Genomic DNA, 20,100 nt, shown 5'->3' on the forward strand with positions numbered 1-20,100 from the left:
TTCGACTCAGCGCTCTTTGGTTTTCGTCTCCGCAGTTTCAAAGCTTACGCGCGGTGAGCACTCGACCTGACACAACTCGATGAGTTGAGTCGCAGCGCGCCTCGGCAAAGCACGCGCGGCTTTGTCGCGGAAGTCCGCGGATGGTTTCAGGTAATGGCGCGACTCGAACAGGTCGTCGAGCGATTCACCCGCGAGAGCCAGAACTTTGTCGAAGGTTTCGTCTTCGGTGGCGATGTGCGAGAGAAGCGCCGGCGCAGGAAAGTTAACGCGCGCGATGCAGCCATCGGTTCCGGTCGCGGTCCAGCGGGACCCGCCGCCATCGGTGATAACAAAATCTTCCTTGTGACGTTTAGCTTCACGAACAAGCTCGCCTTTGAGGATCTTGAGACGCTCCCCATAGGTCGTGAGCGCGCGGTGCAGCGATACCGCTTCGTTTACCAATTTCTTTAATTCATTTTCAGTCATAAACAGAGTGCGTTGAGGTTTCTCGCCGCGCTCGCTCTGGCGCACTTGCTCCAGAACTCGCGCGACACGAACGCTCTACACCCCGTTTTTTGCTGACTTCGCGAACGGCGCGCCGGCCTTTCTCTCGTGTTCTCCGGCGTCCGTCAGACGTTCTCTCCCGACCTGCGATTTTTTTTGACAGGTTTTGAGCGGCGGCCAACCGACGCCGATCTTGCCGGGCCGCGAGTGCCCGGTTTTCGCTCTCGATAGGCGAAGTGGCCATTGGTCAAAGATTGTCGAAGTGTTCACGTGAACGTATTCTCCTCAACGGGCCAAACGAGAGGGATGAACAATGACCAGACAAACCACCAGAAACAGAATGGAAGCCGTTGAAAACGGCTCCTTTACATCGACAACAGCGATCGCGGCGCTGCTCTTTTTAGCAGCCAAGTTTCCCCACCGTCAGTTTAATAGCGCAGAGTTATGCGTTCTCTCCGGCATCGGCCGAACGGCCATGTCGCAGATCAAAAACGCGTCCGACTCTCCGTTCTCGTTGGGGAAATGTACTCTGCAACGACTCGACGCCTGGCTTGCCAATCACCCGGGCTTTAAACAAGAATGAACCGTTTGGTTGAAACAGGGATCACCATGGCCAAAGGAGTTCGCAAGAGCATCACGATTCCTGGCCTGCTCGCTCCGGCAGTGAAGCTGCGGTGCGCTGAATTCGGCCACGCGATTTTCAACCCGTATGCCGTGGAGCTGGTCTGTTACGATCTGCGTTCCGACGCGAAGCACGAGATCACGGTTGCAATAGCTTGTGACACGCAGGCCGCGCAGGATGCCGTGGACCGCGAGTTGGTCGCGCGGTATCGCCCGGGACAGAAACGCGAGGGTCTACTCGTGCAGCTCGTCGAGCGTATTCATCACTTGCAAGATCTCGCGACCCGTAGCCGGCACGATTTGCCCGTGCAGCTCAGCGCAGTCCCGGAACGTGTCACCTTCCCGTTCGATATCTGGAGGCTCGTTGACGTGCGATGGCAGGAACTTGGCTATCCATCGTTCTCCGCGTACGTCACTGGGCTCATTCGCTACGATCTGCTCGTTGGCGGCCCGCATTCCACGACAACGGCTGATCCGCGCTCGAAGCTCCAACGCAAACTTACGCGAAAAACACTTGCAGCCCGCCGCAAAGGAGGCCGTCGCAAAATTCTGTTGGATCACTTGATCGAAGAGGCAGAGGGACACCCTGTGCCCCAGGAACAGCTGGAACGAGTGAAAGCGCGAATCGCAAAAGCGCTGCGCGACATCTCATTTACACGCTGAGCCGTCATCGAATTTCGGAAAGAGCAATAGCTCCTTGAAGGCAACCGATAACGACCTCCTTATTTGCGGAGCGAGCACAGTCAAGGTGGAGCGCAGCGCAGCGAGCAATACCTTTACGGCGCGCAGCGAGCGATAGAATTGAAGAAAGGTTGCTTGTCATTTGAGACTGGTTTTCTGCGGCTACTGGCGATAGAAAAGAGCCCGGGATGCAGCGTGGGAATTCGATGCGATTGAAGACGGTCGGAGGCGACGACTATTACGTTCGCATACATCGAGCCCGAGATTACTTCCTGCCATATCGCATCCGAGGAAATGCATGGCGTGTCGGGAGTCAGTTGATCGACTGGTGCATTCAGTTGCATCAGAAAGGAATGTGGATTTCGAAGGAAGAAGACCTCGCTGTCGCAACACATCTGAGTTTACCGGCTCTCAGGCGCGCTGTTCGCAAGCTCGAAGCGCAGGGAGTTCTGCGGCGCGATAATTGGGTTGAGCTCTGGTGGTATGAAATTCGCCCGCATTACGAATGGCGGAATCTAATGACTCGCGAGAGATGGTGGAGTTGGGCACGCGCAACAATTAGTGTACGCAAATGGAATCCGGCGGCTCTTGGCGCTTATCAACACGAGTGGACCGAGGTTGCGGGCGAAGAAGCATCAAAGCATTCGCAACCGGTACGGCGAGACAGACGAACTCTAACCGTCGCTTGCGCAAACGAAACTTGGCGGAAATGGCTTGAGAATCCAGCGCGACGTGACGTAATCCTGCGAAGATTGCGCGTCAGGTTCGGTGAGATCAGCACGATTCTGTTTGTGGTGCGCACTGATACTGCAGGGACATAATCGAAAGAGCGGTCGCCTGCGTGCGGGTCTAACCGGGTGCAGTCACCTGTGCAAGAGCTTCTCGATGTCGTTTGCAGAGTCCTCGCCTGTCAGTGATCTGAGCGGCTATCTCGCGAGAGTTGTGCGACGGTGGAAGAAGGAAACGGCGTTTGCAGACTACGTTGCGTGAAAAGAAGTAATTGAGCGTCACAATATGAGCGTCCTTGCACAGGATAAACTCGAACACACGGAAGAGCTTCTCAGTGTTCCGAGTGAACCACTTGAACGCGGGAAAGAAGACCAGGTCAGTGGACCCGATGTTTACAGCGTTCAAGATGCTGCTGATTGTGTCGTCTAGCCGTGGATCAATACCGCTGGCTACTATGGAGTGAGTTCCTGTGGCACGCGACCTCGCGTTGGTGAAATCGATTCGCGGTGGAGGATAACCTATCGAATGAACGCGGCGTTCCCCGCCATTCAAAGTACTTGTTGATCCAAGAAGTTTCCAAGTGAGCGGATAAGATTGCGCAAGCGATGCGAAGATGTCCTGTTGCGGTCGACGCGCAAGGTCATGGAAACACTCTTGGCGAAAAGCGGATTCGAAATAGGAAACGGCTTGTGAAGTTATCGTGCGCATATCAGCATCGCTAATCATTGGCGATGAGCTGCTTTGGAAGTCCTCGTGATATGGCCGCGTAGATCCCATATCTTCAAGAGCACTGTTTCGAATGCCGAGGACGACGAGGGCTCGGATACGGATGTTAGCGGTTTCGGGAACATAGACCGATGCCTCTTCCATGCCGGTTTCAAGCATTGCTCCCACGAATGCAGAATCAGTCCAGTGGTGCAACAATGATTCCAAGCGGTTCCGTATTTCCGAAGTAATGAGCGAGATCTGCACATCGCTCGCTCCGAATGATGCAAGTGTCGGGATGAGATAGCCTTGAATGTACTGGGAAATCACGGCTCACGATCATATCGACCCAATGTTAGGATTCGCGAGTCTCAACGCGAAGATCACGACCCACTAGCGTTTGGTCGCGCACCGATACGGTTGCGCAGCAGCGGCATCATCTCCGGGAAAACGCCCGCGAAGTCTCCGGGCGCACGAAGCGGCGCACGCCCGGAGCAAGTCTGGAGTCTTCGCGTTTGGCAGCGCGGCGCCTAGACTCGCGCGCCTTTGCTTTGCTGCTGACGTGGCGTGACGGTGCGCAGCGTCCGCGACGCGATTGAGAGCATGGCGCGCTCCTGCTGCTCGGCTGGCAGGTTCTTCACGAGCTTCTTATAGGCCTCTTTCAGCTCCGGATTAGCCTCCAGTTGTTTCATCACGCTGGCGCGGATGCGCTCGCGGCGGTCGAGTTTGTTGACCTGCTGCAGAACGAGCATTCGTTCCAAACGCTCGCGCGGCAGGCCCTGGATGTAGCCCCATTCTTTAGGGTTCGCCTGAATGTAGGCGTCGATCTTGGCATTGATCTCGACGTTGTCGCGATACTTCGGCTCGCCGGCTGCATCACCCGATGCGGCGCCGTTGCCGTTGGTGTTCTTATCTGGTCGTTTCAGACTCATATGTATTAATTAGATGGCAGCGGCGGGTTGATGGAGAGCATCGATGATCTCGCCGCAGAAGAGATCAACGAGCTCAAGAGCGTCCTCGTGCTCGACCGCCAGGCTCATGAGAAACTCGGGACCGGGCGAAGCGCCGAGCCGTTGCTCGACCTCCTCGCTCGCTTCCGAGTACCTCGAGACGGTGGTCGGCGCCACGGTGACGATCACAGGTTGGTTGTCGGTGCTTTTCATATTGTGAATCCCAGGCATCACCATTTGTCCTCGGGTGATGGCGACGGCGAAGCGGTGGGCGGCTTGCGTTCGCGAAGCTTTGTATCGAGCGAATCCAGCTGCTCGCGCAGAGTTGCCACGTCGCGTTTCAGTTCCAAGTTTTGCCTCGCGACTTCGCGGGTCTGCTCGACTGCGTGGCCAAGTTCGGTTAGTCGCTGGTTCAGCGCGGCGGTTTGCTCCGTGAACGCGCGTGTTGCGGCGCGCTGTTTATTTACTTCGGCAAGGACTGCATCGTTTGCGGAAACGCTGACGGGCTGGACTGTGTTCCGACGAGGTAGCGTTGCGCCATTGTTCGGCCGCAGGTCCCAGCGGGCGCTAGTCTCGATTCGGTAAAGCGGATGACCTTCGTGCATGGCGAAGGGATCACGCGCATCGACGTACCGACCGAGACGGTACTCCTTCAATTGTTCGTTAGTCCGAAGTCCGTCGGAGCCTGTCGGCGTACCGACCGGAGCCGGCGAAGTTACGATCTTGCGCGGATGAGATGCGCACGCGGCCAAAAAGAATAGTGGGAGTAGAGCTAGATATTTCATGGTGTGGAAGGAGGTTCGGAACGCATCGGCATCAGCGCGGAAGACGCTGGCGACGGCGTCGGACTCGTTGCATCAACGGCATGCAATGCGGCCGTCATCGTGCCGCCGATCTTCGCGTCGTCCTCGTCGACTGTCTGCGTGATGTAGAGGTAAAACTGTTTACCCGCGGGCACGCGCACGTAGAAACCGTCACGCTCGATCGCGGTGAGAATTTGCTGCGCATATCGATCGAGCACCGCTTGCGCGCCTCTCAGTGGCGCGTTTTGCAAACTCGGCAGAGCGAACGAGCCGAACGCGGAGATTTGTCTGTCGGTGAATACGTCCGCTGCGCCGCTGAGGAGGGCCGCGACGTATAGTTTCACCTCCGCGAGATTGTCAGTCTTCAGAAGCTTGCCACGCAAACCAGCGCTGCCGTCCGTGATCCCCCACGTGCCAGTCTCGGGATCGAGCTCATGGTCGAGTGCGAGTCCTGAGACATTCAGCTCCTGGCCGTTCTGCCACACGAGGGTCCAACGTCCGTTGCTGGCAATGCGTTCACGCGCGCGGTCCACCTGTGCGGTTCCATGCACCTCCGTACCCGCAGGAATGATCAACTGGCCGTGATGAAAAATGTCTTCGGTAACGAGCCCGATGATGGGTGTTTGGATTGACGAAGAATCAACCGTGATAACGAGTTCGCAGGGAATGAGGCGACCGAATGGTGCGAAGTCTTCGCTGAACTTCTTTGCTGCTTTCGTGACGCCGACCGGGGTTTCAGCAACGAGGCTCAGCACCGGCAACTGTGGTGTACTCGCCGATTTTGCCGGCGACGGTGGCGGTGTTGTTTCCCCCTTTCGATCATCTTTCGGGTCAAACGGAACCATGTCGCGACGGACTGTTTCCGGCAGCTGCGGCGCGTTCTCGCGTTTGGACAAGAGCTTCTGCGGAAGTAACGAGACTCGTTGTTGCGCCGGTCGGCGGCTGTTTACGAGGATCAGCACGACCAGCAGACCCAGGAGAAACAGCGTCAGCGCGCCCGTTGGTGACTTGAAGAAGTTGAGGAAGCGACGCGGTGTCATTGCGGTAGCGGAGCGGGTTCGATCTCTGTGTCTTTCGCGTCTGGCGCGTTGATTTCGACGGCCGGATCGCGGCGCGAGAGGACAAAGGTGAAATCGTTCTTCAGGGAAAGGCTGTTGCGGCCATTCGGTCCGCCGCTCACAACCACATAACCAATCGTGGATTCATGCGGAGCGATCCCGCTCACGAGATCGGTAATTGAAGGATTGAAAACGCGATCGGCGACGCGCACTTCCAGTTTTTGGGGCGCGTGTTCGAGCGGTTTGTCGCCGCGATTGACAATGACGAGGTGGAAAACAATGGCGTCGTCTTGAGGGAAGCGGAACGCTTCCGTCACTCGAACTTCGTACTCGCCGCAATCGCTGATGAGCGGCTTATCGCGATGATCGGCGTACTCAACATCGGCAACAGCATCCGGTTGCTGCGTCTGGAGCAAGCCGAACGCCTTTGCTTTATCGATCAAACCGAGCAGCCGCGGCGGCGTGAGCGGACGCGGCGCTCGGGTTGATTTCTCCGTTCCAGTTCGAAGCACGACCGAATACCAGGGGTCCGTGCTCTCATGCAGTTCGAACGCGTAGGTCCGATTGTTCCATCGCACGTTCAGGTTGGTTGCCGCATCCTTTGCCAGCGCGCGCAGCGACAGAAACGCAGTGCCTTTGGTATGCGCGACCTGAAACAGACCTGGCGTTTTGCCATCCAAGGTCAGCAGCGCGCCATCGATTGCAGTAATCGGCGATGGGAAACTGATCGTCGTAACGCGCGTTCCTGAAACGGGCACGGAGTAAACCGTGTGATCGTCGAGCGCGAGGTCCTGCACGCGCGGCTCGACGGCGTGCGCACTCATGCCGACGATCGGGAAACTGAGGAGTATCACCCTAACGAATCGGTTCATACTTGAAGTCTTGGATTGCGGTTGGGAAGCGGCCGTTCTCGACCATGTTGGGATTGCGCCGCATCTTGAGCTTGAGCGTGAAGGGCACCGCCTCGCTGAAGGCGCGTTCTTGAAAGATGCCGCTGCGGATCAGCTGGCCGGTGACTTGTGTGAGAACGGCGTCGCTGCGTGTTTCGAGAAAATCGATCTTCGCGATCTCGGCTTTCTGATGTAGGTCCTTCGCTTTGAACTCCGGCTCCTCGGCCGACCACTCCGCTAGCGCCTTCTCGTGTGCCTGCTTGAGGAACATTTGCTTTAGCAGCTCGGGATGATCGAAGCCTTTCGGGTTGCGCTCCAGAAAAGCGATGGCCGCGACGGTGCTTTGTTCCGCGTGTAGCTCGCGCGCTTCCTGGAACTGCAGGAGCGGCGAAACAAAAAACGTCCCCGCTGGATCGACAATCACGACGCGCTCGCGCTCTTTGAGCGTGCGAGCCAGGTGAATGCGCTCGACCGCCGCGCCAATCAACACCGCGACTGCTGCGAGGAACCAGAATCGCGCCAGTCGATCTTTGTCGACGAAGATGCGAACCGGATCGACGTCACGGCGCCGCACATTCCGCGAACGCTGGGCGGCGGGCGTGGTTGTTCGTAGATCAGAAGAGATTGTTTCCATGGATTAGTTCCGTGAGCGCATGAGGAGTTCACGCACAGCGTCATCACCGCTTGGGTCGTGCTTCTTTGGCTTCCGCGGCCGACGCGAGATGCCGCGAGAGCTTCCAATCGAGCCGACCATGCTTCCCAACGGCGAATAAGAGCTGCCACTGGTGGATGCTTCGGCAGCTCCCAGCAGAGCCGCTCCTCCACCAGCTGCGGCACCGGCAGCCAATCCAGCAAATCCTCCCCCACCGCCGAAAGCCACCGCGGCTCCGGCGCCGGCGGTGGCGCCCGCGACGCCCGCAGTCGTTGCTGTCGTGACAAGTCCTTGTCCGACCTGCGCACCGGTTGCGATCGCCTTCTGAAGAATAATCGGCGCGGCGATTGTGCTTGAGATCAGCCACAGCGCGAGTGCGGCCAGGCCCATCAGGTTTTGAAGTCCGTAACCAGCGCCCCCCGTGAACCCGCCAGACGCGAGAAAGCTCTGGTCGGTCATGAACTGAATCAGACCAGATGTGAGAATTGACGCCGCCCCCCAGCCGATCGGCCAGCAGATGACACCGACATAACCGAGAAGAAATCCAACGCCGATCGAATGCAGCGTTCGCACGGCGAGCATCCCGATGAAAATCGGTGCGAGCGCGTAGCCAACGTAGAGGATGAACTTCTGGACGAGGTAGGCGTAGAAAACGATGACGCTCGCCAGAAATCCGAGCAGCCACATTACGCCGGAGATGAACATCTCGAACAGCGCCTGCGCATCGAGCAGATCCCACCACGACTTCGAGCCGGAACTCGAAGCGCCAGGGCCTTTGTTGATCGCAAGCGTCTTCTTGTACTGGTCGAATACACCGGCGGGATCAGCGTGGAGCGTTTCCCTTACCGTGGTGTCGACGACCGTTGCCGCTTCGTTGGACCAGGTCGGCAGATATGAGAGGGCCGCGGCAATGGCGAAGGTGCGACCGATAGTCCGCAGGTAGGCGCTCGGGCTGCGGTGGCCGGTGACGGTCGAGGACACAACACCGATCGCCAGGAGGACGAACGCAATTGGCATCAGCACGCGATTCATCTCCGCGCACTGGCTGAGGAAATTCGGAAACAGGGTGTTGAAATCGTTCATGGTTGCGCCGCTGTTTTTTGCTCGTTAGGCGGTTCCGTTATCGATCTGTGGGAAATTGAGCCGGCGTGTCTTCGAGTCGGAACACTTCGCCGTAGCGGCGAACGCTCTCTTCCACTTGTGCTTGGCGCTCTTCCCGCCGCGCCTGTTCTTCGCGCTCGCGATCGGCGCGGTTCTCTGCGTCCTGCGTCAGCACCTGACCGGTCGCGTTGTCGATCTCGTGGTCAACTGTGGCCAGCTCCGCGTTGTAGCCGACAAGCACGCCGGTCAGTTTTTGCGTTTCCGCGTCTGTGGTTGACGCCTGGAGCTTCGTTGTCGTGGTGGCGATGTTGTTGCGCAGGTTTTCGCGCCGTTGCAGTACGTCACTGGTGACGGACTGAAAATTCCGCGAATCCTGCTGGATCGCGCCGTACTTTCTGTAGAGCTGCTCGATGCGCGGGATCTGCGCGCCGCCCGGTGTCGTGAAGGACGGACCCAAGCTCGTGTAAAGTCCGTTGGCGTTGTATTGCAGCGCCTGAATCCCATTCGCTGTCCGCTGCAACTGCGTTAGCGTTTGACCGACACCCGTCTGTTGCAGACTGCCGATCAGTTGGTCCGCGCCGGCGATGTGGAGAAGCTGCTCGGGATTGCCGAACGCTTTCACGTAAGCCTGGATCTGCTGAAGCTGCTGCGTCAGCGTGTTGATCTGCGTGAGCTGGTTGTTAACCATCTCCACATACTTGGCGAGATCGGCTGCGTGATTGGCCTGTTCGTGAGCAATCGCGGTCGGATCGATGACGACGACCTGCGCCGGCAGAGTTGGCGCGGTAATCAGTAATGCTGCGAGTGAGGCGATGAGTTTCATGGGCGATTTACTCCTGAATTCGAATGGTTGCGGTGCTCGGCGCGAGAATGACTCCGTTCTCCTCGCGTTCCGGGAGCGGTACTTCGACTGAGCGCACGTGCATGCGGTCATCGCCTTGCGGACCAAACCGCTGACGATCGTTGAGCGTCTGGAACTGTTGCTTTGCGGAGTCGCTCCGTGCTTTGTCATAACCGGCATCGTAGGCCTTGCGCGACGAGGCGTTGCTCTGCGCCTGGAGCGTTTCACTGAGAAGCACACCGCCGCCGGCTGCTGCCGTAGTGATCAGCGGATTTCCGTTGCTGAGTTTGTTGCCGATGAATGCGCCGCCGGCTGCAGCGACGGTGTCCCCGACAACGCGCGTCGGACTAATTCCCGCGCAGCTCGTTAGCAGTGCGCAAAGGAGAAGTGAAAGAAGAAGTGTCGCGTTTTTCATTACGCGATCGTTTTTATCCGCTGCGTGAAACAGGGCTGCTCTAGCGCGGGAGCGATGCGCGAGTACCTTGATCGATGGTTCGTCGACTGATCGCCGGTCAGGTCGTGCCGTGGCGTCGCCACTGGGCATCACCGACCGCTCGACTGTCTGCTGGTCACGACGGACGCGGCTTCCTTGATGATCCCGAGGATGAACTTGGTCGCGCGCTAAATCCCCACGTCCACCAGCTCCGCGACCTCCTGACCCGCCCCTGCCTGGTGCTTTCCGGACAGCCCGGCATTGGAAAAACGATCGAGGTTGACGAACTCGCCGCGAAAGCGACGGAATGGTTGCAGCCTAACGAACGACTAATCAAGCTTACCGGGCGACTATTGCATTCGCCGGAAGAGCTACGGCGACGCACTATCGAGTCAGCAGCTTGGACATCTACTATAACCGACGGCGGTGACGTTCGCCTGTTGCTTGATGGAGTAGATGAGGCATTGCGTCGCCTTTCTGTTCTCGTGCTCGATTTGGTCGATTCGCTCAAAGAGCAGCCACTCGCCAGGGTGAAGGTCATTCTCGTTTGCCGCGCGGCTGAATGGCACCACGCTGACGGCCAAGCACTGGCGTCATTATGGCGAGAGGATGCCGCGTCAGTTCTGTTCGAGCTTTGTCCGCTGCGGTGGAAGGATGTCGAACTTGCAGCGCAGCTCAGTAATGTCGATCCCGAATGGTTTTGGCGCGAAGTCACACGACATCGCGTCCAAGGGTTGGCCGCTCGTCCAATCACATTGCGACTCCTGTTAGATGAGGCACGTGCAGGCGGCGAATTTCCTAGTAGCCATCACGAGTTGTTCTCGCGCGCAATCCAGCGGTTATGCGGAGAGCTTGACGATGAGCGCGCGCGGCATTTGCCCACTCCGTCTCCGCCCGCCACGCAGATCATGCGTGTTGCAGCACGAATCGCTTCTTTGACGATGCTCGGTGGGCGAGACATTATCGCGCGCCACACCGAGGATGTCGCGAACGGCGATTTGCCGATTGATGAAATTGCAGGTGGTTATGAAACTGTCGGTGGCGAAAAATTTTCCGTCACTCGCGAACTCGTCGCATCCGCTCTGGATACTCCGCTTTTCAGTTTGCGTGGACCTGAACGGTATGGCTTCGATCACCAGACCTTCGCCGAACACTTAGCTGCCGATTACTTAAGTGGCTGCGCGCCGACACAACTTCGGCGGTTGCTGTGTGTCTCATTTGATGGGCGGGAACGCGTCGCTCCGCAGCTCGCTGAAGTGGCAGCGCGGCTTGCTACGATGAATTCGTCCTGGTGTGAGCATTTGATCTCCACAGAACCGGAACTTCTTCTGCGCGCTGACGCTTCGCCCTTAACGGACGAACAGCGCGAACATGCGATCGCCGGCGTGCTGCTAAAGGCCGCGCGCCAAGAAGCGTTCGACGAAGCTGGGACGGGATTTTTCTATCACACACTGAGGCATCCGCGGTTAGCGGAGCAGCTTCGGCCTTACATAGAAGACCCGACGCATAACGCTGTCGTTCGGCGGATGGCGTTAAGCATCGCAGGGGACGCAAAGGTTTCTGAGTTGGAGCCGCTGTTATGGGAACGAATCGGGGCGCGCGATCCTGCATTCGCTGCCGTCTGCGGCGCTCTGTGGGACATAACAGGTCTGCATTCCCGCGATCGTCTGACCGCAGCCTTGCATGGCGATTTACCTGACAATGATCGCGGTAACCTCAGAGACCTGGCGATTACTAAACTCGTTCCGGCGGCCTTGAATGTGCGCGACGTGCTGCCGTTCCTTAGGCCTCCGTCAGCAGAGCGGATTTCTTTCGCGCATGGAATCAGCAAACATTTGACCCTGGATGACGTGCCACCAGTCCTTGCGGCAATGGAGAGTGGGCGATTTATCGGCCACGACTTTATTGGTCTGAACGAACTCGGTGCCCGCGCCTTTGAGATGGCGATGGAAAATCTCGAGGACCCTAAAGTCGGCCCAGCACTAGCCCATTACTGGCGGGTGTGCGCGCGCAACTATCATTCGCTGCCTTACCGGAGTTCCCGAGATCCTAATCCGCTCCGTGGCCTCGACGATCCGGCGAAGCGCCGAAGGCTCATCCGCCTGTTGCTGGAGTTACCAGCATCGGAAGCGCACGACATTGACCGGGGTGAGATGACGCTCGTCCGGCTTGAAGATGCTGCATGGATGCTTGAACAACTGCCAGAGATTGCGCAGCAGCATCGCGCCGTCTGGGCGCAGGTATGCGCCCGTCAGGTGTGGCACGCTTTGCCTTCTTGCAGTGATGCTTTAATCCAAGCGCGACATGCGGAATTTCCAGAACTGCGCGCAGCGTTACCTGCCGCTGGGCGCTTCGATATTGCCACTACGGTTCGGCGGCTTCGTCGCGCACAGGAGCTGCATATCGAACGTGTCCGAGCGCGGAACTCGCGCCGCTGGCCGACATACAGCCGAGCTGAATTGATGGTTCCAATCTGGCGAGAACTAGAGACGAATGACACGGTCTGGGTGGGATTTTGCGACCGTGCTTTCAAACGAGAAGACTCCGATCCAGCGCCAGATCACCACAGAGATCACGGTGACATCACGACATCTCCCGGCTGGGTCGATGCCGATGAGGGACAACGCAACGGTCTTCGCACTGCCGCGCGGCGGTTCCTTATCGAGCGGCACGATAGCGCACGGCCGAAGCAAGAATGGAATAACTGGGCTCGCGCCGCATGTTTTGCGATCGCGTTATTGCGCGACGAAATAGACAGCGATCACGACTTGCGCGCGGCAATCGAACGCAACTGGCCGCGCGTGGCATTCGACAATCCTGAAGACCAAAATAGTGCGGTGCAGCGCGTCGCGGTTGCCGCGGTCTATCAGTTGGTGCCCGATGTTGCGGTCGATCGACTGTCCCTCAGGCTGCGCGCACATAATTGCAGGGACGGATATTTGCTGGACTTGGAGCGCTATCTCGACTGTTGGGATTCCCGGTTGGTCAATGTGGTCAGGCAGTTTCTGTTCACGCGTGGACTGAGACCGCGTGCCCTTCGCCGCGTCTTCGCGTTTCTCGCGGAGCATGATCGTGAATCTGCCATTTCGCTTTTCGATGACGCGCTCACACGTAGGGGCGGATTCGCGCCGCTGAATTCTCGAGGACGAGCTTTGCTTTCGATCGCATTATTCTTGCTTGTGCCGGAACGATGGGAACGTGGCTGGGCGGCCCTTAAGAAGCGTAATGCACCGATCGCCCGGCGCGTCTTTTTCGAGGCCGCCTCCGAGTATCTTGATCGCGACTTTAGATTTCACGAGCCGCTGACTACCGCTCAACTCACATCATTGTGCGCGCGGGTTTGGCAGCTATTCCCCGCGGTCGAATACAATGAGTGGCATGATGCCCACGGTCACGTCGGAGCGCGCCACATGATGCCCGGATTACGCGACGGTCTCACAGGTGCGCTCGTGACACGCGCCACTTTGGAAGCGTGCGCCAGTCTACGAGCACTCGCCGATCTCGTCCCCCCAGATCAGCGCGTGTGGATGCAGTGGCGCCATAACGAGGCTGTGAAAAATGCGCTGCGCCTGGCTTGGACCGCGCGCACCCGTACGCCTGCGCAGATAATCGCAATCGCGCGCGATTTCCGTGTTGTCGCAATCGACACTATTGATGAGTTACTCGAAGCGGTGGAAGCTTCGTTGGAACGGCTGCAATGCCGGCTGCATATGGCGGAAAGCGCTGAGCTTCACGCGCTCTGGAATGAGCCCGGTCGAACCGGTGTTGCAACACCAAAAGACGAGCTCGTCCTTTCGAACATCGTACACGACTGGATCAAACGTGATCTTGGACCGAACGGCGGAATCGTCCTTAACCGTGAAGTACAAGCGACGCTACTGAGTAAGCTCGACATCAAAGTCGAAGCTCTTTCTTCGCGGCACAACGCTGAGCCCCTTACCTTGATCATCGAAATTAAGGGCGACTGGCATCCGCAAATCACGACCGCTTTAGGGAAGCAGCTCGCGAAACACTATCTGCTTCCGAATCACTGGACGCACGGCATTTACCTAGTCGGCTGGTTTCAATCTGTCGAAGTCCAAGGCAAGAAGAGAGGATGGCCTCCACCTACCTTTACTGACGCGGAACAAATAGTGCGAGGATGGGCTCAGACACAGACTCCTTCGGGCCTTATTATTCGTTCGCATCTGCTAGATTGTCGGCTCGCACAGTCATCGCAGCGCGTGAAGACGAACCCGAATTCGTTGCGTTCCCGCAAACGCTTGTCGTCTACAAAACCGCACGCAGTTGCTGCCTAGCGAGCCGCGGCATTCTCCATCGCGGAAATCACATCGTGTACACCACGCAAATCACGCGCGCGATTGTCAAACTGCTCCCCGCTGCTGCCGCTAATATAGAGCATCTCGGTTGACGCGACATTATGCGCGGTGCCGCAGATTGGGTTCTGCGCGTCATTGTGCAGATAAGTGAACGCCGCGAATTTGTCGCCGCTTTGCTGGTCGGGAAGCGGATAGGAAAGGATCGCGTGTTTGGTTAACTCTGTTAGGCCGATGTCGCGGGCCATGTCGTCGAGATCCGCGCGATCGTTTTGGCGCATGAGGAAGAACTGTCGGCTATTGCCGAAGACGGCGGACCGAATGCGGCTTTCTTTGAAGCGGCCGTATTGCTGAACGATGGAAATGTTCCAGCAATTGAATTTCCGCATCTGCGCGTAGCTCTCTTTCACGATCTGTTCCCCGCCGGGAATGTCGAGCAGCCGCGCAACTTCTTCGTAGACGTTTCGCTTCCGCAGTCGGCGCGGCATCGTGATGATGTGCTGGCGGGTGTAATTCGTGATGAGGAATCCGGCAACAGCGCGCAAAAGTTTGGCGGCTTCGGGAATGTAGCCGAGTTCGAAATGGGCGATCTTGCCTGTGAGCGAAATGTTGCTCGTTCCATCGAGCAGACATCCGTAGTTTCCATCCGCGCACCACGGAACCAAACGTGTGGCGAGATCGCCTGCGGTTGCATCGGATGCGTCGAGCTGAATCAGTTCCTGCAGCATGCGATGTGTCGGGCATTCCCCGGGCGTGAAGTAGGCGAAGGCGAGGTTGCGAACTTCTCGCCGGGTATTCGGCTCCTTTAGGAAACGCAGCGCTTCGTCTTCGCTGATTTCAGCGAGTTGTTCCCTTACTGCGTCAGGACTGACGCGCTGTCGATCGCGAACGTCGACAAATACATCGAGCGTCGTTCCACCTGGCCGCGCGCGTTTCAGCTTGCCGAGCAAGCAGGCTTGGCGGGCAATGTCGATGAGTCGATCGGCGTTTCGCCGGCTCCATTCCTCGAAAACATCTTCGTAAAGCAACATGATGTAGCGCGCGATCTGCGCCTCGCGTGAAAGTTGTTTGTCTTCGTCGCTGCTTACGCCGGCAATCTTGGCGACGAGCGCCATCGCGGATGCGAGGTGCTCGGCGGTTAGCGGCAAGCCGTGGGTGTCAAGATAATTGATCGTTAGGTCGCCGTCCGGCTGAATGATGATCGGACGCGCGTTCGGCTCGACGGTTCGCGTGTAGATCTCGTACGAGAGCCCTTCCTCGATGATCACCGTGTAATCGTAAAATGCTTCAGTCTGTGAAAGCAGATCACAGACGGTGACGCTTTTGCCCGCACCGCTCATTCCGAGCAATACCGCGTGCTGCGGTGTTTCGTTTCCTTTCGATCCGGCAAACGTCGTGACGCCGACCAAGTTTCGCTGATTTCCTTCGTAGAATGCTTCGGCTTGTTCGAGGTGGCCGGTGAAAGTGGCGCTGAACGGCAGGACATCGGCGAGATAGCGCGTCTCAGCGTAGAGCTTTCGATGCGGATAACGGCCCCACGGATGACCAGGCCAGCTTTGGTAGAAAAGTTTCTTCGCCGTCGTCGGCAAAGCACACGCGAGATACTGCGCGCCATTCATTCCATTGATCGCATTCTTGATCGCAGCTGTTTTCGCGGAGAGTCCTTCGCGCGTCTGGTCCCACGCGCGGATGATGTACTCAACACTGAAGGGCAGGGTGTGACCCTGCATCAAGGCCGCGATCTTCTTTTGCTTTTTCTCCATTGCGGTAAGGAGCGAAAGGCGTTTTTCACTCGCGAAGTCACCGGCGAGCCTGTCATGCGCTTTCTCTTCTCGACCAATCTCGGCGCGGGCGGAGAGCGAGCGAACGTTGACTGTGATGTTGTAATCAAGCAGGGGCAGTCCGGTCAGCCGATGCACCATTCCGGGATGCGTCATCTTCGGCCAGCGGTTTAGCACGAGCATGGAATGATAAAACCCGTCCATGTAAAAGCCGGACCCCTCGCTGAGACCTTGGGCCTCACTGTGCCAACAGTTCTCCTGCACCGAGAGCTGAGGATCGAACGTCTCAATCGTGTCGTAATCGAAACGCGAGCCTAACGACGGATTGAGAAATGTCGTGCAGTGGCGGTAATGGTCCGCATCCTTCATTGGGGTGATTCGCGCGCCGGAGAAAATGTTCGTCAGCATTTGATGCAGTTGCTCGAACTCCGTCGCCATCTCTTCCAGCAACGCGCTGTAGTGCGCGTGCTGTTTTGCGGCTGTCGCAGCGAAAGCCGGCGACGTTTCGATCGCGCGCGAGAAATACAGCACAAGCCGTTGCCGGCGCAGCCGCCGTTCGACCATCGCTTCCCAATAACGCACGAACCGCTCATTGCGGCAGCGACGCGTCCAAATGTTGGTCGCGCGCTCCGTCTGCTCCTGATAGCGCAACAGCTCCGCGCGATAATCGGAGTCGCAGAACCATTGCACTTGCAGCCGCAGCTTGTCGTGCAAGCAGCCGAGCAATAGCGCAAGTTGATCCTGACTCGCATTGAGATGCTCGGGCGCTGCGGCGCTAAGGTCAGCGGGCTCGATAACGAAGCCTTTCGAGATGTGGCAGCCTTTGCGCAGTCCTTGGAACACAACAAGATCGCGGATGAAGTAGCCGTTGGGAGCAGATTCAAACATGGGCGTTGGAATTTGAGGAGGAGCGTGCTGGCTCGCGCGGAGGTTCAGGTCCGAAGCCGGGGCCTTTGAACCAGAGTTCAAACAGGTCCGTGTCGTAGCCGGAGGGTTTGCCCTGGCGAAAAGCAAAGACGTAAAGCAACGCGAGGCCGATCGGGACGAGCGACGGCACGAGTGCGCTGAGAAGTGTCCAGCGCCACATACTGAAGAGCAGGAGAAGGATCACGACGGACGCGAACCCTCCGCCGGCCACGAACCAGAAGAGGTTTCCCTCCAGGCCCCACGTTTTGCCGGCGGAGTCGTCCGCGCTGTTCGTTTCCGTAAAGCGCAGTTCGCGTGTCGAAACGTTGCTCACTGGAAGGAGCCAACGTCGACAGTTGAACTGTCGATGCCGAACGCGGTGAAGAGTGCTTTCACGATGATTGGCGCGCCAGCGATGATCAGGCCGCCGATGATGGACAGCTTGCCAGCATCAGTGTCGCCGCGCCGAATGGCGAAGCCGCCGCCGACCACGCAAATCGTGCCGAAGATAAACCCGATCAGCATGACGATGCCCATCGCTTTGCTCGCCCCCTGGGCGAGGCCGCCGCCGGAAGCTTGAGCGACGATGGGAAGAAACTGTTTCGCGAGAAGTGTTTTCATGTGGAGACGTTTTACCGCGCGGCGAGACGCATGCTGCTCCAACGCCAGAGCGACCTCTCTATCTGAGTGCTGGCACGCTTCGAGGGATGGACGCACTCAACCTTTCAGCCGACCGGCTCGACCACCTTCGTCATCTCGAAGCGCATCTTTGCGAACAGATCCGCGGACAGGATCATGTGCTCCCCCGCATTGTCGCTGCGCTTCATCGCGGCGAGCTCGGCCTGACGAGTCCCTCCCGTCCTCGCGGCAGCTTCCTTTTGTTAGGCCCAACCGGTGTCGGCAAAACTGAAACGACGATTGCGTTTACTCATTACCTGATGGGCGATGACAAGCTCTTCCGCTTTGATATGTCGGAGTATCAAACGCAGGAGAGCCTTGCCGTGCTCATCGGCGGCCGTGTCGGTGAGATTGGTCTGCTCGGCCTGGCGCGCGCGAAATCAGCTACCGGCACACTGCTTTTTGATGAGATCGAAAAAGCACATCCGCGCGTGCTCGATTTGTTTCTGCAAATCGTCGACGCGGCACGTGTAACAATGGCCAGCGGCGAAACGCTGGACCTCAGCGGCTTCTATGTGGTCTTCACGTCAAACATTGCCGCTTCGGATATTCTTGGCGTGCAGCATTCCTCGTTCACGACCATGGAACGTCACGTCCTCGGTAAAGCGCAACGCTGCCTACGCCCGGAGCTTTATGCGCGCATCGCAGAGAAGCTGGTGTTCAACCGGTTGAGCTATGACGTGCAAATGGAGATCGCGCGCTTTCATATTGATCGCGAACTTTCCTTCTTGCGTGATAAAGGCTTTCACCTCAGAGCGAGCAAGGAACTCGTCAGCTTCGTTATGCAACGCGGCTTTCATCCGCGCCTGGGTGCGCGGCCTTTACGCGATGCGATCGAGAAACATCTACGGGGTGCGATAGTCGATGCGACACTCGGAGAAGTGCATTCCCGGCATTTGGAATTCGCAATCTGCGCGAACGAACTCTTGCTGCGGCCGATTCAGCCGCACCCGCCATCAGCGACCAACCCGTGATGATCTGCGCACCCGCAATGACGCGGCTTCGGCTGTCTCCGTGAGGGAAGAAGGGGCGGAACAGCCGGAGAGCGGTGTGAGGACGGTGCAGATGATCACACCTAAAACAACGGGCCTGTAAACTCGCGAGTCTGTGGGGAGACAGGGCGGGACACAGTCTCGCCGCGGCGAAGCCGCATCTGCCTCGTTTTGGATGGGACACACTTGGTCGTAATGTCTCGACGTCGGTCGCAAGATGCGCCCTTCGTGGACTGACCGAGATTATTGGAGGGAATCGTGAAACGATCTGACCTCTATCAACAGCGTGACGAAGTCATGAGCAACGTGGATGTCTTACGACTGATCTTCCGAGTCGCACGCAAGGAAACCGGAGTTCATGACCGCACCACATTGGCAAAAGTTTTCGAAGATCGAATTAGCCGCTGTAAAAGTCCCATTAACTCCACCGCTTTGGGGGCGGGGAGTGTCGCAGAGCTTGCGTTACTGTTTGCTCGAGACATTGAAGCGATGCGGATTGGCGCGGCGACGTTTGAAGACTTTATGTCTCCGGATTGCATCCGCGGTTATCAACACCGAATTCGCGGAAAACTATGGCACCTATTCGTGAGGAACTTCCAACCGCTAGATGACGATTTCCGTGCGAACGCTCTGAGCCAATTGGAAGAACTAAACGATCCAAAGATTGCGGCTTCGCTTCTTCGCATCAATCCCGCGGCGAAAGCCCCAGACTTAGTAAATGGCAAAGGGGAAGCGGTAAGGGTTGCGACAAAATTTGGAAGGCCGCGTAAGGCCCACACGATCCGAATCATCAAAACGGACGGGAGAGCAGTCGAATTCGTTGACGACGTATACGTTTCTTATGCCGGCGCTGGCGTTGAACGGTTTTGGGCGTTTTTGAATGAGGTTGAAATCAAATCGTCCGGCGCAGCGAGAGGTTTTCGGAAGCAGATCGGCTTCTCACAGTTTCGAGTCGGCGCGGAAGGAGTTCGAGAAGTGGAAATGACCGTAGAGGGTTTCAAGCGTCCGGTCCGAGTGGCGCCCGAACGTCTTATATTCAGCACCCGGGCGACCGTGCGAAATGCCGTTACCTTGTTAGGCAACAAACAGTGGGCATTGCTTCCGGAAGAACAGCAGCGCCGTTGCACCGAGCTTTTACGAGCGGGGGATCAAGCGGGACTCTATGTCCATAGCGGCTTTCAGTACCAAAGCACGTCGCGAGGTTATGGGGAGAGTTTTTGCCTCATTACGCTGCCAATTCCAGTGAGCTATTTCGACGCATTGGTTGCTGCAATTTGGCCGAGTCTGTCAAAATGACTGTCCGCGTTGAGCCTCTCGTATGATCTGCGCACCCGTAGCGACGCGGCTTCGGCTGTATTCCGCGAGGGAGGAAGGGGCGGAACAGCCGGAGAGCGTTGCGAGTACGGCGCAGATGATCACTCGCTAAACGGGCGGGACACAGTCTCGCCGCGGCCCAGCCGCATCGACCAAAGAACGCGGT

At 57.7% G+C, this 20,100-nt stretch carries 19 protein-coding genes; 5 read left to right on the forward strand and 14 right to left on the reverse strand.

The window, feature by feature from the left end; all coding sequences use genetic code 11:
- Nucleotides 1-6: 6 nt before the first annotated feature.
- Nucleotides 7-510 (reverse strand): hypothetical protein, encoded by a 504-nt coding sequence (locus tag VJU77_00995; GenBank protein HKP01911.1) that lies wholly within the window; start codon nt 508-510, stop codon nt 7-9.
- A 286-nt stretch (nt 511-796) separates the two neighbouring features.
- Here VJU77_00995 and VJU77_01000 point away from each other — a divergent pair, with 286 nt between their 5' ends.
- On the forward strand, nt 797-1,066 hold the full coding sequence (locus VJU77_01000) for a hypothetical protein (GenBank protein HKP01912.1): 270 nt from the start codon (nt 797-799) through the stop codon (nt 1,064-1,066).
- Entirely contained in the window at nt 1,063-1,767 is a 705-nt protein-coding gene (locus tag VJU77_01005; GenBank protein ID HKP01913.1) for a hypothetical protein, read from the forward strand. Before VJU77_01000 ends, VJU77_01005 begins: the two co-directional genes overlap by 4 nt.
- Nucleotides 1,768-2,634: 867 nt before the next feature.
- On the opposite strand, the gene VJU77_01010 is transcribed toward VJU77_01005, so the two are convergent.
- The 10 genes from VJU77_01010 to VJU77_01055 all read right to left on the reverse strand — a co-directional run bounded on the left by VJU77_01010 (nt 2,635) and on the right by VJU77_01055 (nt 9,929).
- On the reverse strand, nt 2,635-3,549 hold the full coding sequence (locus VJU77_01010) for a hypothetical protein (protein ID HKP01914.1): 915 nt from the start codon (nt 3,547-3,549) through the stop codon (nt 2,635-2,637).
- Nucleotides 3,550-3,749: 200 nt separating this feature from the next.
- Nucleotides 3,750-4,151 (reverse strand): hypothetical protein, encoded by a 402-nt coding sequence (locus VJU77_01015; GenBank protein HKP01915.1) that lies wholly within the window; start codon nt 4,149-4,151, stop codon nt 3,750-3,752.
- A gap of 9 nt (nt 4,152-4,160) precedes the next feature.
- Nucleotides 4,161-4,382 (reverse strand): hypothetical protein, encoded by a 222-nt coding sequence (locus VJU77_01020; protein HKP01916.1) that lies wholly within the window; start codon nt 4,380-4,382, stop codon nt 4,161-4,163.
- A 17-nt stretch (nt 4,383-4,399) separates the two neighbouring features.
- The gene (locus tag VJU77_01025; protein ID HKP01917.1) at nt 4,400-4,954 is read right to left on the reverse strand and encodes a hypothetical protein; all 555 of its coding nucleotides are present in this window, start codon (nt 4,952-4,954) and stop codon (nt 4,400-4,402) included.
- Entirely contained in the window at nt 4,951-6,012 is a 1,062-nt protein-coding gene (locus VJU77_01030) for a TrbI/VirB10 family protein (GenBank protein HKP01918.1), read from the reverse strand. The genes VJU77_01025 and VJU77_01030 overlap by 4 nt, the downstream gene beginning before the upstream one ends.
- Nucleotides 6,009-6,902 carry a hypothetical protein gene (locus tag VJU77_01035; protein ID HKP01919.1) on the reverse strand — a complete coding sequence of 298 codons (894 nt, stop codon included), beginning with the start codon at nt 6,900-6,902 and terminating at the stop codon, nt 6,009-6,011. Before VJU77_01035 ends, VJU77_01030 begins: the two co-directional genes overlap by 4 nt.
- Complete coding sequence (locus tag VJU77_01040; protein HKP01920.1) at nt 6,886-7,554, reverse strand: hypothetical protein; 669 nt, start codon at nt 7,552-7,554, stop codon at nt 6,886-6,888. The genes VJU77_01035 and VJU77_01040 overlap by 17 nt, the downstream gene beginning before the upstream one ends.
- A 3-nt stretch (nt 7,555-7,557) precedes the next feature.
- A complete protein-coding gene (locus VJU77_01045; protein HKP01921.1) occupies nt 7,558-8,655 on the reverse strand; it encodes a hypothetical protein in 1,098 nt (365 codons plus the stop codon).
- A gap of 37 nt (nt 8,656-8,692) precedes the next feature.
- A complete protein-coding gene (locus VJU77_01050; protein ID HKP01922.1) occupies nt 8,693-9,496 on the reverse strand; it encodes a hypothetical protein in 804 nt (267 codons plus the stop codon).
- A gap of 7 nt (nt 9,497-9,503) precedes the next feature.
- Complete coding sequence (locus VJU77_01055) at nt 9,504-9,929, reverse strand: hypothetical protein (GenBank protein ID HKP01923.1); 426 nt, start codon at nt 9,927-9,929, stop codon at nt 9,504-9,506.
- Between the two features lie 74 nt (nt 9,930-10,003).
- On the opposite strand from VJU77_01055, the gene VJU77_01060 reads away from it, so the two are divergent.
- Nucleotides 10,004-14,245, forward strand: coding sequence for a hypothetical protein (locus tag VJU77_01060; GenBank protein HKP01924.1), 4,242 nt, complete (start codon nt 10,004-10,006; stop codon nt 14,243-14,245).
- Here the strand turns inward: VJU77_01060 and VJU77_01065 are convergent.
- The 3 genes from VJU77_01065 to VJU77_01075 are packed head-to-tail and all read right to left on the reverse strand — an operon-like array spanning nt 14,242 to nt 17,571.
- Entirely contained in the window at nt 14,242-16,932 is a 2,691-nt protein-coding gene (locus VJU77_01065; GenBank protein HKP01925.1) for a hypothetical protein, read from the reverse strand. The genes VJU77_01060 and VJU77_01065 overlap by 4 nt on opposite strands.
- Nucleotides 16,925-17,284 (reverse strand): hypothetical protein, encoded by a 360-nt coding sequence (locus VJU77_01070; GenBank protein HKP01926.1) that lies wholly within the window; start codon nt 17,282-17,284, stop codon nt 16,925-16,927. The genes VJU77_01065 and VJU77_01070 overlap by 8 nt, the downstream gene beginning before the upstream one ends.
- Nucleotides 17,281-17,571 (reverse strand): hypothetical protein, encoded by a 291-nt coding sequence (locus VJU77_01075; GenBank protein HKP01927.1) that lies wholly within the window; start codon nt 17,569-17,571, stop codon nt 17,281-17,283. Before VJU77_01075 ends, VJU77_01070 begins: the two co-directional genes overlap by 4 nt.
- Before the next feature lie 86 nt (nt 17,572-17,657).
- On the opposite strand from VJU77_01075, the gene VJU77_01080 reads away from it, so the two are divergent.
- Both VJU77_01080 and VJU77_01085 read left to right on the forward strand, forming a co-directional pair.
- The gene (locus VJU77_01080) at nt 17,658-18,602 is read left to right on the forward strand and encodes an AAA family ATPase (protein ID HKP01928.1); all 945 of its coding nucleotides are present in this window, start codon (nt 17,658-17,660) and stop codon (nt 18,600-18,602) included.
- 276 nt (nt 18,603-18,878) lie between these two features.
- Nucleotides 18,879-19,916, forward strand: coding sequence for a hypothetical protein (locus VJU77_01085; protein ID HKP01929.1), 1,038 nt, complete (start codon nt 18,879-18,881; stop codon nt 19,914-19,916).
- Nucleotides 19,917-20,100: the final 184 nt, after the last annotated feature.

Source organism: Chthoniobacterales bacterium, from assembly GCA_035274845.1.
In the GTDB taxonomy this organism is placed as follows: Bacteria; Verrucomicrobiota; Verrucomicrobiia; order Chthoniobacterales; family UBA10450; genus AV80.

Coding starts and splice junctions, on each gene's coding strand:
- VJU77_01000 (HKP01912.1), top strand. CDS start 797: ATGACCAGACAAACCACCAGAAACAGAATGGAAGCCGTTGAAAACGGC.
- VJU77_01005 (HKP01913.1), top strand. CDS start 1,063: ATGAACCGTTTGGTTGAAACAGGGATCACCATGGCCAAAGGAGTTCGC.
- VJU77_01015 (HKP01915.1), bottom strand. CDS start 4,151: ATGAGTCTGAAACGACCAGATAAGAACACCAACGGCAACGGCGCCGCA.
- VJU77_01020 (HKP01916.1), bottom strand. CDS start 4,382: ATGAAAAGCACCGACAACCAACCTGTGATCGTCACCGTGGCGCCGACC.
- VJU77_01025 (HKP01917.1), bottom strand. CDS start 4,954: ATGAAATATCTAGCTCTACTCCCACTATTCTTTTTGGCCGCGTGCGCA.
- VJU77_01030 (HKP01918.1), bottom strand. CDS start 6,012: ATGACACCGCGTCGCTTCCTCAACTTCTTCAAGTCACCAACGGGCGCG.
- VJU77_01035 (HKP01919.1), bottom strand. CDS start 6,902: ATGAACCGATTCGTTAGGGTGATACTCCTCAGTTTCCCGATCGTCGGC.
- VJU77_01040 (HKP01920.1), bottom strand. CDS start 7,554: ATGGAAACAATCTCTTCTGATCTACGAACAACCACGCCCGCCGCCCAG.
- VJU77_01045 (HKP01921.1), bottom strand. CDS start 8,655: ATGAACGATTTCAACACCCTGTTTCCGAATTTCCTCAGCCAGTGCGCG.
- VJU77_01050 (HKP01922.1), bottom strand. CDS start 9,496: ATGAAACTCATCGCCTCACTCGCAGCATTACTGATTACCGCGCCAACT.
- VJU77_01055 (HKP01923.1), bottom strand. CDS start 9,929: ATGAAAAACGCGACACTTCTTCTTTCACTTCTCCTTTGCGCACTGCTA.
- VJU77_01060 (HKP01924.1), top strand. CDS start 10,004: ATGGTTCGTCGACTGATCGCCGGTCAGGTCGTGCCGTGGCGTCGCCAC.
- VJU77_01065 (HKP01925.1), bottom strand. CDS start 16,932: ATGTTTGAATCTGCTCCCAACGGCTACTTCATCCGCGATCTTGTTGTG.
- VJU77_01075 (HKP01927.1), bottom strand. CDS start 17,571: ATGAAAACACTTCTCGCGAAACAGTTTCTTCCCATCGTCGCTCAAGCT.
- VJU77_01080 (HKP01928.1), top strand. CDS start 17,658: ATGGACGCACTCAACCTTTCAGCCGACCGGCTCGACCACCTTCGTCAT.